The sequence below is a fragment of the Corallococcus caeni genome, from assembly GCF_036245865.1.
Classification (GTDB): Bacteria; Myxococcota; Myxococcia; order Myxococcales; family Myxococcaceae; genus Corallococcus; species Corallococcus caeni.
Genome location: NZ_BTTW01000007.1, coordinates 447,354 through 458,402 on the forward strand (window position 1 = coordinate 447,354; position 11,049 = coordinate 458,402).

Consider the following 11,049-nt stretch of genomic DNA (forward strand, 5'->3'; position numbering starts at 1 on the left):
AGAAGGGCGGCGGCGATGGTGCGGGTAGGGCTCGTGGCGTACGTGGAAGAGCAGCTTGAGCGGGACATTTCGCTGGGGCGGCTGCCGAGGAACGGGCGGTTGGCCTCGGAGCGGATGCTGGCTCGCTGGTATGGGGTGAGCCGGGGCACGGTTCGCGAGGCCCTGCGGCGGCTGGCGGCACGAGGCCTGGTGGTGCAGCACCCCGGTCGTCAGGCGCAAGCGGTGGCGCTGGACGAATCGCTGACGCTGGAGAACCTGGGTCTGGCGCTGCATGGCGAGCCCTCCGAGGAGGGTCGTCGGCTCCTGGACGGCTTCTTCAGCCTCAAGCGGCAGGTGCTGGTGGAGCTCCTGGTCGACTGCTGCGCGAATGCCTCCATCATGGACCTGGGGCCGTTGGAAGACACCTGCTTCCAGCTCTGGGACGAGGCGCGCTGGCATCCTGGGGAGCGTTGCGCGCAATTGGAATTCCAATTGCTGCGGCTGGCGGCCCAGGTAGCTGCACGTCCCGGGCACCTGCTCCTCATCCAGTCGCTGCAACGGGCCTTCAGGAGCATTGCGGCCCGGTTGCTGCCCTTCATGGGCGGTGAGCCGCTGCGCGAATGGGCCATCTGCGCGAAGAACGCCCTGCAAGACCGCGACATGCAGGCGCTTCAGCACCAACTGCCGGCGTTGCTGAAGGCGTGCGACGAGCGCGTGCTGAACGACTTCGCCCCTGTGCCCCAGAAGAATGAGTCTCCCGAGGACGACCGCACCCAGGAGGACGTGCTCGGCGTCGCCGCGTCAGCTGCCGCGCAGGTCGATGCGAACGATGAACGTCTCAGCGTTGAGGCGCGGGGCCTTCGCTGTCTCGCGCAGGCAAATGATGACGCTGAGGCACACGGGGGGACACCTTGTCCCCGTGAGCAGGCCCACCTCATGGAGCCCGACAGCGGGGCGCTGCTGTTTCCAACCGTCTCCGAACCCGTCCCCTGCAGTTCCGATGAGGCGAGCACCGGAGGGGACGTGATGAGTGCGGCCCTGGGAAACCTGTCCGAACCACCACCCACCAGCTCCCTCGTGATGCAGTATGAGGATGGCGGGCTGCCTCGTGGCTCACAGAGCCCTCATCCCCGACCGGGACACGACCCGCTCAGTTCGGCCACCATCGTTGGAGAACTCCTCGACATGACGCTTCGGCGGATGGACCACGTCGGCATTGTTGTCGACGACCTCGCGGCTGCTATCGCGTTCTTCGTCGAACTGGGGCTGGAACTGGAGGGCGAGGCGCCAGTCGAGGGACGTTGGGTTGACCGCGTCGTCGGGCTCGACGGCGTCCGAGCCGACATCGCGATGATGCGGACTCCGGATGGCCACGGCCGACTTGAGCTGACGAAGTTCCACGGGCCGACGGCGGCCAGCGCTGAGCCGAACAACGCACCGGCGAACACGTTGGGCCTCCGTCGCATCATGTTCGCCGTTGAAGACCTCGAGGACGTCGTTGCCCGCCTGCGCGCCCATGGCGCGGAGCCCATTGGCGAGCTGGCGCAATACGAGGACAGCTATCGGCTCTGTTACGTCCGCGGCCCAGCGGGCATCATCGTCGCGCTGGCTGAGCAGCTCCGCTAAAGCGTTCCTCGCACGCGACCTTGCCCACTGGGGTCAGGCGCTCCTGGAGTCCGCCATGGACACCGTGCCCCTCATCGATGTCCGAGCCCTCGTCGACGCTTCGTCGAGCCCCCAGGCCCGCAGGGAGGTCGCCGCCCGCATGGGCGCGGCATGTCGCCACACCGGCTTCTTCTACGTCGTGGGCCATGGCGTGGGCGTGGAGCTCCAGTCGCGGCTGGAGGCGCTCGCTCGGGACTTCTTCTTGCGGTCGGAGGAGGAGAAGCAGCGGGTACGCATGGCGCTCGGGGGGCGGGCGTGGCGGGGCTACTTCCCGGTGGGCGGGGAGCTCACGTCGGGCCGGCCGGATCGCAAGGAGGGGCTGTACTTCGGCACGGAGTTGCAGCCAGACGACCCGCGCGTGCGCGCCGGCACGCCGCTGCACGGGCCGAACCTGTTCCCCCGGGAGCCGGAGGGGCTGAGGGGCGCGGTGCTGGAGTACATGTCGGCGCTGACGTCGCTGGGGCACGCGTTGATGTCCGGCATCGCGCTCAGCCTGGACCTGGAGGCGGACTTCTTCGCCACGCGGTACATGGCGGATCCGACGGTGCTGTTCCGCATCTTCAACTACCCGCCGGGCCCGGAGGCGGACGCGGACGGGCTGCCGGTGTGGGGCGTGGGCGAGCACACCGACTACGGCGTGCTCACCATCCTCAAGCAGGACGACGCGGGCGGGCTCCAGGTGAAGACGCGCCAGGACGGGGACACGCGCTGGGTGGACGCGCCACCGGTGGAGAACGCGTTCGTGTGCAACATCGGCGACATGCTCGACCGGATGACGCGCGGCGCGTACCGCTCCACGCCGCACCGGGTGCTCAACCGCGCGGGCCGCGACCGGCTGTCCCTGCCGTTCTTCTTCGATCCGGACTGGACGGCGGAGGTGCGCGCCATTGACTCACCCGCGTTGAAGGACGCGGGCGCGGACGACCACGCGGAGCGCTGGGACCGGCAGAGCGTGCACGCCTTCCGGGGCACGTATGGGGACTACCTGCTCGGCAAGGTGGGGAAGGTGTTCCCCGACCTGCGCGCGGAAGTGCTGTAGCGCCCGCTCAGGAGTGCCGCGGCCGCCGGTCCTCGACGGCGCCCTGCAGGGAGCGCGGCGCGGTCTCCGTGGCGGCCAGGTGCGACGGCCCCGGGGCCTGCATGGCCAGCACCAGGCACTCCCGCAGGCGCTGGCGCGCGCGGAACAGCAGGATGCGGACGTTCTCCGGCGACACCTCAAGCAGCGTGGAGACCTCCTCGCCCGGACACTCGTCCAGCAGCCGGAGGCGGATGACCGCCTGCTGCATCTGCGAGAGCTGCTCGACACAGCGCACCAGGCTCACCCGCGCCTCCGCCTCCGCCACCAGCGTGTCCGCGGAAGGCAGGTCGGCGGCCACTTCGGGCAGGTCGAACTCGGTCGGCAGTGCCCGGCGCGCCAGCTTGCGCCGCTGGTTCAGCGCGGCGTGGGTCACCAGCGTCGACAGCAGGCGCTCCACCTCGCTGGAGCGGACGGACAGCGTCGTGGCCTCCGGCATCCGCAGGAACGTGACGAAGGCATCCTGGACGCAGTCGAGCGCGTCCTCGGGCGGCAATCCCCGGCGCCTCGCGATCGTCACCAGGCGTGCGCGGTGCTGGTGGACGAGCAGGGTGATCCAGGAGAGGAACGCGGCGCGCTCGGTGTTGGAGTCCGGGGGGATGTCATCAGCCATGGCTGCGCCATCCTAACCCCCTTCGGCGAAGGCCGCCGAAGAGGGAAGGTGGATGACGCAGGATGACACGCGTCGTCGGCTAATCCGGGCGATGTGCCCCACGCGCGAGCGCGGTCATCAGCTCCTTCTCGTTGAAGCCCAGCGGCGGGAGGGCGGACTGCCTCCCGTAGACGACCTCCCGGGAGGGGGCCAGCAGCACGGTGCCGCTCGGCTGAAGCTTGCCCCAGAACCGAGGCTCCAGGCCCGCTTCCGCGTGCGACCCCGTGGCGCTGGTGAGCACCGGCACCGGCAGCCCCAGCCACGTCTCCAGCTCCCGCGCCTCTTCAGGCCCATCCGGGACGACCGAGATGACCTTCGCCCGGTTCGCCTCGATGTCGCCCTGGCGCTTCGCCAGCGTCTTCAAGTGGTTGCGGCACACCGGACAAGCGGCGTTGCGCAGGAAGAACACCACCGCCGCCTCGCCGCCCATGGCCTCGCCCAGCCGCGTGGGCCTGCCCGTGCCGTCCCGCAGCTCCAGGTCTGGAAAGCGGGCCCCGGGCTCGAAGGTCGCGGTCACGCGTGGATTCCGTCGATGACCGCTGAAGGCACCAGGTCCACGGGCGGGATGTCGATCTCCGTCTGGGCCAGGTGGTTGAGGTAGTTGCCGAAGGTGGTGGCGACGACCTGCGCCAGGATCTCCACCACGTCGCCGTCGTTCCAGCCCGCGGCGCGCACCGCCGCCAGCTCCGCGTCCGTCACCGCCCCGCGGCGCGCGGCGATCTGCCGGGAGAACTGGAGCGCCGCTTCCACCTTGGCATCCGGCGCCTTGCCCGAACGCGCCTGGTCCAGCTCCTGGTCGGACAGGCCCGTCTTGCGGCCCAGCTGCGTGTGGTGCGACACGCAGTAGCGGCAGCCCTGCGCGTTGCCCACGGCCAGGGCGATCTGCTCCCGGATGCGCGGCGTCAGCTGCCCCTGGCCCAGCGTCCCGTGCAGCGCGAAGAAGGCGCTCATCGCCGCGGGCGAATTGGCCAGCACCCGGACCGGCGGAGGCAGGTTGGCGCCCAGCTTCTCCTTGATGGGTTTGAGCGTGGCGTGCGAAGCGTCGACAAGGTTCAGACGGGACATTGAGAACTCCTGAGGCCGCATGATTGCGGCTTGCCAGTCATTAAGGTCGCGACCCCTGGCCGGCGTTACGCCGGACCCGCAGAATCTTCCTGGTGATTCTCAAGTGCCCGTATTTGCTGTGGATTTAAATGGCATTAATCATACATAAATGCCGGTAAATGCCGCCCGGTGTTCGCAAGGGGAAATTTGAGAGGGATGAAACTATTTGTTGAAACGCATTTTTCGAGGTGGCATTGTCAATTGAATTGAACATTCCAGTTGGGGAGGGTGAATCTTGGGGCGATTGAGGATTCATACGATTGAGAGCGCTCCGGAGCAGTCCCGTCCGGTGCTGGCCGCGGTGGAGAAGGCCGCGGGTTTCCGTTCGAACCTGCTGGGGCTCATCGCGGAGTCGCCCAGCGCGACGCAGGGCTTCGCGCAGATGGGTCCGCTGCTGGCCCAGTCCTCGCTGGGCGCCGTGGAGCGCGAGGTGGTCATCATGACCATCGGCTGGGAGAACGACTGTTCGTACTGCATGGCCTTCCACAGCTACCTCTGTCGCAAGCTCCAGGTCCCGGATGCGCTCGTGGCCGCGCTCCGGGCGGGGACGACGCTGCCGGATCCTCGGCTGGAGGTGCTCGCGGAGTTCACCCGGACGGTGGTCCGTGAGAAGGGGTACGTGGGAGACGACCTCTGGAGCCGGTTCACGGCCCAGGGCTTCACGAGCGCCAACGCGCTCGACGTCCTCCTGGCCCTCTCCCAGCAGGTGCTGGTGAACTACGCAAACCACCTGGGCGGCGTGGAACTGGAGCCGGCGCTGAAGGAATTCGCGTGGACCCGCCCGTCCGGGGCGGCGGCGCGCCAGGCGTAGTTCGCGGGGGCCCTGGGGCTGGCCCCAGGGCTTCCTCCCAGACATCTGATGCTTCGCGCCCAGGCCCTTGCGTGCTGGCGCGCGAGTCCGCGTTCGCGGTGACGGTCTTGTCGTGTCTTGAGTGGCTTCAAGCGCGGGCGGGGTCTGCCTTGCGCTGATGTGGAAACCAGGCCCTTGGGGAAGGGCTGTCAGGGGGAATTGCCTTGGGTGCGCCGACGAACTCTGCTCCTGTGACGGAAGCGTCCGTGCTGTCCGCGATCAGGCTCCACCTGCTGGAGGCGTTGGCGCGCCGCAACGGCCTGTCGCCGGAGCAGATCGACGCGCGCCGGCCCTTCAGCCACTACGGGCTCGACTCGCTGGGCGCGGTGGCGCTCGGACGGGCGCTGTCGGAGCTGGCGGGACGGGAGCTCTCCCCCACGGTCTTCTGGCGTCACTCCAGCGTGGACGCGCTCCTGCGGCACCTGGCCACGGGGGACGTGGACGCCCCGGCCGCCGTGGAGCCCGCCGGCCCTTCCGTGGCCCGCGACGAGCCCATCGCGGTGGTGGGCATGGCCTGCCGCCTTCCCGGCGCGCCGGACCTCAGCGCGTTCTGGGAGCTGCTTCGCACCGGGCGCGACGCGGTGTCGGAGGTCCCCGCCGGGCGCTGGACGGATGGGCGCCTGCAGCAGGCGGATGGCGGTGGGCAGGGCGTGCCGGTGCCGCGCCGCGCCGGGTTCCTGCCGGACATCGCGGGGTTTGATCCGCTGTTCTTCGGCATCTCCCCGCGCGAGGCGGCGGAGATGGATCCGCAGCAGCGCCTGTTCCTGGAGCTGGCGTGGGAGGCGCTCGAGGACGCGGGCATCGTCCCGCGGGAGCTGCACGCGACGGCGACGGGCGTGTTCGTGGGCGCCATCTGGCGGGACTACGCGGAGCTGGGCGGAGCGGAGCCGGGGCGCATCACGCCGCACACGGCCACGGGGCAGGCGCTCAACATGATCGCCAACCGGCTGTCGTACGTGCTGGGCCTCCAGGGGCCCAGCCTCGTCATCGACACGGCGTGCTCGTCGTCGCTGGTGGCGGTCCACCTGGCCTGCCAGAGCCTGTGGGCGGGGGAGAGCACCACCGCCATCGTCGGCGGCGTCAGCGTGATGGCCTCGCCGCACACGATGGTGGCGCTGTCCCGCTTCGGTGGCCTGTCGCCGGACGGCGCGTGCAAGGCGTTCGACGCGAGCGCGGACGGCTTCGGACGCGGGGAGGGCGGGGGCGTGGTGGTCCTCAAGCCGCTCTCCGCCGCGCTCGCCGCGGGCGACACCGTCCGCTGCGTCATCCGCGCCACGGGCAGCAACAACGACGGGCCGAGCAACGGCCTCACGGCGCCCAACCCGGAGGCCCAGGAGAAGCTGCTGCGGCAGGTCCACGCGCGCTCGGGCGTGGCGCCGGGCGCGGTGGGCTACGTGGAGACGCACGGTACGGGGACGGCGCTGGGAGACCCCATCGAAGCGGGGGCGCTCGGGGCCGTGTTCGCGAAGGCGCGCGGGGAGGGCCCGCCGCTGGTCATCGGCTCGGTGAAGACCAACATCGGCCACCTGGAGGGGGCCGCGGGCATCGCGGGCTTCCTCAAGGCCTGCCTGTGCGTCGAGCAGCGCACGGTGGTGCCCAGCCTCCACTTCACGCGGCCCAACCCGCTCATCCCCTTCGAGGCGCTGCGCCTGGAGGTCTCGCGGGAGACGCGCGCGTGGCCGGTGCCGGACGGGCCGGCGGTGGCGGGCGTCAGCGCGTTCGGCTGGGGCGGCACCAACGCCCACGTCGTGCTCCAGGAGGCCCCTGCGTCGCGGCTCGCCTGGGTGGGGCTGGCGGCGTCCGGAGCCGAGGGCCTGAAGGCCGAGGCCCGCCGTGCGCTCGACGCCCTGCGGACCGGGATGCCGCTCGACGCGCTCCACGCGGCGCTGGCGCCGGAGGCCTCCGGCCCGGAGCGGCTCACCGCGTGCGTGCGCACCCGGGGTGAGCTGGAGTCGCGCCTTCGCGGGTTCCTGGACGGCGCGGCGGGGACGGTGACGCTGGGGACGGCGTCCGGCCGGGCTCCGAAGGTGGCCTTCGTCTGCGCTCCGCAGGGCGGCCAGTGGGTGGGCATGGGCCGGCGCATGCTGCTCACGGAGGACGCCTTCCGCGCGGCCTTCGAGCGCGTGGACGCGGCGCTGGCGGTCCACTCGGGACAGTCGCTCCGGGAGGAGCTGTTCAAGCCGGAGGGCACCGCCCGCTACGACGACGTGGACGTGGTGCAGCCGCTGCTCTTCGCGTTCCAGGTGGCCCTGGCGGAGCAGTGGCGCGCCTGGGGCATCACCCCGGACGTCGTCGTGGGGCACAGCCTGGGGGAGATCGCCGCCGCGCACATCGCGGGCATCCTCGACCTGGAGGATGCGGCGCTCGTCATCCACCACTACAGCCGCCTGCAGAAGCTGCTGGCGGACAGGGGCGGCATGGCCGTGGTCAACCTGCCGCCCGAGGCGCTGACGGGGTTGCTGGAGGCCACGGGCGGGGCGGTGGTGCTGGCCGGCCACAACGGCCCCCGGTCCACCGTGCTGTCGGGCGACCCGGCCGCGCTCGACGCGCTGCTCGCGGAGCTCAAGCGCCGCAAGGAGCTGTGCGCGCGGATCCGCGTGAACGTCGCCGCGCACAGCCCGCAGATCGACGAGATCCTCCCGGAGCTGGAGACGGTGCTCGCCGGGCTGCGTCCGAAGCCCGCGCGCCTGCCCATGATCTCCACCGCCCTGCGGCGGCGGATGGAGGGGCCGGAGGTGGACGGGCGCTACTTCGGCCAGAACCTGCGCACGCCGGTGTGGCTCGCCCCGGTGCTCGCGTCGCTGGTGGCCGACGGCGTGGACGCGCTGGTGGAGCTCAGCCCGCACCCCGTGCTGGTGGGCGCCCTGCAGCAGGCCGCCGAGGGCCGGCAGCCGCCCCCTGTCGTCCTGCCGTCCACCACGCGGGACGAGGACGAGCGGCTGGCCCTCTACGAGGCGCGCGCCACGCTGTTCCGCCTGGGATGCGCGGGGGCGGCCCCCCTCGCCGCCCGCGACGCGCTGGTGCCGCTGTCCGCCCACACCCCGCAGGCGCTCCGGGAGCTGGCGGCGCGCGTGGCCGGGACGCTTCGCCAGGCGCCCTGGACGCGGGTGGAGGACGTCGCCGCCACGGCCGCGCTGCGCCGCACGCACCATGCGGAGCGGCTGGCGGTGGTCGCGCGCGGCGGGGAGGACCTGGCCCAGGCGCTGGACGCGTACGCCCGGGGCGAGCCCCATGAGCGGCTGGTGACCCCGGCGCTCGCGAAGGCGCCCTCGGTGGTGTTCGTCTTCCCGGGGCAGGGCTCGCAGTGGCACGGCATGGCCCGGCAGCTCCTGCGCGAGGAGCCGGCCTTCCGCGCGGAGCTCGGGCGGTGCGACGCCGCCATCCACGCGCTCACCGGCTGGTCCGTGCTGGAGGAGCTGGAGGCGTCCGAGTCCGCGTCCCGGATGGCCCGGGTGGACGTGGTGCAGCCGGTGCTCTTCGCCGTGGAGGCGGCGCTGGCCGCGCTCTGGCGCTCCTGGGGCGTGCAGCCGAAGGCGGTCATCGGCCACAGCATGGGCGAGGTCGCCGCGGCGTATGTCGCGGGCGCGCTGGGCCTGGCGGACGCCGCGCGGATCATCTGCCGCCGCAGCCAGCTGCTGCGCCGGGTGAGCGGGCAGGGCGCCATGCTCGCCGCGGAGCTCACGCTGGACGAGGCCCGGGAGGTCCTGCGCGGCCACGAGGCGCACGTCGCCGTGGCCGTGAGCAACAGCTCCCGCTCCACCGTGCTGTCGGGCCAGCCTCAGGCGCTGGAGGTCATCTCCCAGGCGCTCCAGGCCCGCGGCGTCTTCTGGCGCTGGGTCAAGGTGGACGTCGCCTCCCACAGCCCGCAGATGGACGCGCTGAAGAGCGAGCTGCTGGAGGTGCTGGCGGAGGTCCAGCCCTCGCCGTCGGCGGTGCCCATCCACTCCACGGTGCTGGACGCGGTGACGGACGGCCGCGACTTCGACGCGAGCTACTGGGTGCGCAACCTGCGCGACCCCGTCCTCTTCGCCTCGGCGGTCCGGCGCGCGCGCGAGGCGGGACATGACGTCTTCATCGAGATGAGCCCGCATCCCATCCTGCTGCCCGCCGTGGAGCAGGAGCTGGCGGACGTGGGCCAGCCGGGCGAGGTGCTGCCGTCGCTGCGGCGCAACGAGTCCGAGCGCGAGACGCTGCTGCGCTCCGTGGCGGCGCTCTACACGCGGGGGCTGGAGCCTGGCTGGAGCGCCCTCACCCGCGCGGGGCGCCCCGGGGTGCCCCTGCCCACCTACCCGTGGCAGCGCGAGCGCTTCTGGCTGGAGCCGGCGTCCGCGGTCCGTGCGCCCGTCGCCGCCAGCCGTCCGAGCGGCGAGGGGCTCCTGGGCAGCCACTTCCCGTCCGCCATGGAGCCGCGGCTGCACCACTGGCAGGCCGAGTGGGGCGCGGACGTGTCCGGCTTCCTCGCCGACCACCGCGTGGCCGGCGACGCCGTGGTCCCCGGCGCCGTCTTCCTGTCCATGGCCCTGCGCGCCGCGAAGGAGGCGCTGGGGACAGCGCCCGTGGCGCTGAGGGACATCGCCTTCCCGCAGCCGCTGGTGCTGGGCTCCGGGCCCGCGCCGCGCGTGCAGACCGTGCTCTCCGTGCGCGACGCGCAGCGCGAGCTCCAGGTGTTCTCCCAGGGCGAGGGCCGCACCTGGGTGCCCCACGCGCGGGCCCTGGTGGACGCGGGGCCAGCGGCGGCGGTGGGCCGGGAGCGGGCGCAGGAGGCGCTGGCGCTTCGGGACTCGCTGCGCGGCTCCGCGGCGATGCTGCTGGACTCCGTGCGGTACTACGAGCTGCTGGCGGGCTGCGGGCTGGAGTACCGCGCCGCCTTCCGTGGCGTGGACTGCGTCTGGTCCCGCGAGGCGCAGGCGCTGGGGCGCGTCCTTGCGCCCGCGGCGTCCGTGGACCCGGAGCTGGCCCAGGTGGCCTGCATCGACTCCGCGCTCCAGCTCTCCATCGCCACGCTGCCGCCCAGCCTCGTGTTCCGGGGACGGCAGCTCATCAGCGTGGGGGTGGACGGGTTCGTGCTCCACCGCCTCCCGGAGGGGGCCTTCCACGTCCACGCGCGGCGCCGACCCGTCGGCGAGGGCCCGGTGTTCCTGGTGGACGTGGTGGCGTTCACCGACGCGGGCGAGCCCCTGTTCCACGTCGACGGGTTGAAGGTCCGCGTGCTCGACGTGGCGCGCCCCGCCGTCCCCCGGAGCGACGAGGCCCGCCCGGCCACGCTCGCGGCCCGGACGTTGTTCGACGAGCTGGGCGCGCTGGAGCCCTCGCGGCGGCGGTCCCGCGCCGAGGACGAGCTGCGGCAGGTGGTGGCCACGGTGCTCAAGCTGGCCCCGGCGCGGGTCCCCATGGACCAGCCGCTGCGCACGCTGGGCATGGACTCCGTCATGTCGCTGGAGCTGCGCAACCGCATCGAGGCGCGAACCGGCATCCGGCTGTCCGCCACCGCGCTCTGGAACCATCCCACGGTGGAGGCGCTGACGGGGTTCGTCCTGAGCCAGGCCCCGTCCGCGCCCGCGCCCGCGTCTCGGCCCGCACCGGCGCGCGCCGTCCCGCCCGCGCCCGTCGCGCCCGTCGCGCCCGCCGTGCCCGCCGACGTGTCACTGCCTTCCGACCTGGAGCTCGAGCGGCTCTTGGAGGCCGAGCTCGCCCAGGTCCATCAGCTCATCAAGGAGTCCTGAC

The 11,049-nt window shown here is 72.3% G+C and carries 7 protein-coding genes; 4 read left to right on the plus strand and 3 right to left on the minus strand.

The window, feature by feature from the left end:
- Positions 1-33: 33 nt before the first annotated feature.
- Both AABA78_RS28775 and AABA78_RS28780 read left to right on the plus strand, forming a co-directional pair.
- The gene (locus tag AABA78_RS28775) at positions 34-1,605 is read left to right on the plus strand and encodes a VOC family protein (protein WP_338267846.1); all 1,572 of its coding nucleotides are present in this window, start codon (positions 34-36) and stop codon (positions 1,603-1,605) included.
- Positions 1,606-1,660: 55 nt separating this feature from the next.
- Complete coding sequence (locus AABA78_RS28780) at positions 1,661-2,683, plus strand: isopenicillin N synthase family dioxygenase (RefSeq protein ID WP_338267849.1); 1,023 nt, start codon at positions 1,661-1,663, stop codon at positions 2,681-2,683.
- Positions 2,684-2,690: 7 nt separating this feature from the next.
- Here the strand turns inward: AABA78_RS28780 and AABA78_RS28785 are convergent, their stop codons facing one another.
- The 3 genes from AABA78_RS28785 to AABA78_RS28795 form a co-directional block, all read right to left on the minus strand.
- Positions 2,691-3,332, minus strand: a complete 642-nt coding sequence (locus AABA78_RS28785; protein WP_338267851.1) for an RNA polymerase sigma factor — start codon at positions 3,330-3,332, stop codon at positions 2,691-2,693.
- Between the two features lie 79 nt (positions 3,333-3,411).
- Positions 3,412-3,888 carry a redoxin domain-containing protein gene (locus AABA78_RS28790; RefSeq protein WP_171420428.1) on the minus strand — a complete coding sequence of 159 codons (477 nt, stop codon included), beginning with the start codon at positions 3,886-3,888 and terminating at the stop codon, positions 3,412-3,414.
- Positions 3,885-4,436 carry a carboxymuconolactone decarboxylase family protein gene (locus AABA78_RS28795; RefSeq protein WP_338267852.1) on the minus strand — a complete coding sequence of 184 codons (552 nt, stop codon included), beginning with the start codon at positions 4,434-4,436 and terminating at the stop codon, positions 3,885-3,887. Before AABA78_RS28795 ends, AABA78_RS28790 begins: the two co-directional genes overlap by 4 nt.
- A 283-nt stretch (positions 4,437-4,719) precedes the next feature.
- On the opposite strand from AABA78_RS28795, the gene AABA78_RS28800 reads away from it, so the two are divergent.
- Positions 4,720-5,286 (plus strand): carboxymuconolactone decarboxylase family protein, encoded by a 567-nt coding sequence (locus AABA78_RS28800; protein ID WP_338267855.1) that lies wholly within the window; start codon positions 4,720-4,722, stop codon positions 5,284-5,286.
- A 245-nt stretch (positions 5,287-5,531) separates the two neighbouring features.
- On the plus strand, positions 5,532-11,048 hold the full coding sequence (locus AABA78_RS28805) for an acyltransferase domain-containing protein (protein ID WP_338267858.1): 5,517 nt from the start codon (positions 5,532-5,534) through the stop codon (positions 11,046-11,048).
- Position 11,049: the final 1 nt, after the last annotated feature.